This is a genomic window from Thermus sp., assembly GCF_056332225.1.
Window position 1 is genome coordinate 1 of sequence record NZ_JBWGQW010000186.1, and the last position, 706, is coordinate 706.

The following is a 706-nucleotide window of genomic DNA, read 5'->3' on the forward strand; positions in this document are numbered from 1 at the left end:
GCGAAGGAGCTCAAAGGTGCGCCAGGGAAAAGGATCGCCCCTCGCCGTTGACACCCCACGAGGAGGCCTATAAGAGGCTGTCGTAAAAGTTTTCCATGGACGGCTACGCGGCCCTGGCCAGCCGCTTCACCAACAAGCGTAGTATGCCCAGATACACCCAGGCCTCGCTTACCCCAGGGTTAGGAGTCACCCCTTAAGGATACCACTCTTTTACGACAGCCTCTAGCCAAGGGAAAACCCCCGGCGAGCCCCGCCTCGGGCCCTCTGGAGGGCGGGGCCTTAAGCCCAGTGGTCCAAAGGCCCGTGGCCGTGGCCCAGGGGCGGCGCCCCCTTGAGGGCCCGGGTGAGGTAGGCCTTGGCCCCGGCCACCGCCTCCTCCAGGGGCCTCCCCAGGGCGAGGAGGGCGGCGAGGGCGGCGGAGAGGGTGCAGCCGGTGCCGTGGGTGTTCTGGGTGTGGACCCGGGGGGCGGAAAAGCGCAAGACCCCTTCCCGGGTGGCCAAGAGGTCCACCGCCTCTTCCCCCTCCAGGTGCCCCCCCTTGAGGAGGACGGCCCCAGGGCCTAAGGCGAGGAGGTCCCGGGCGGCCTCCTCCGCCTCCTCCAGGGTGCGGATGGGCCTACCCAGGAGGGCCTCGGCCTCGAGGCGGTTCGGGGTGACGAGGGCCGCCAAGGGGAAAAGCTGCTCCTTTAGGGCGGCCACCGCCTCC

At 69.3% G+C, this 706-nt stretch carries 1 protein-coding gene; it reads right to left on the reverse strand.

Features of this window, described 5'->3' with window-relative positions; translation table 11 throughout:
* Window positions 1-279: 279 nt before the first annotated feature.
* Window positions 280-706: bifunctional hydroxymethylpyrimidine kinase/phosphomethylpyrimidine kinase (gene thiD / locus AC01Y6_RS10810; protein ID WP_476671537.1), on the reverse strand; the 427-nt coding region annotated here is incomplete at its 5' end.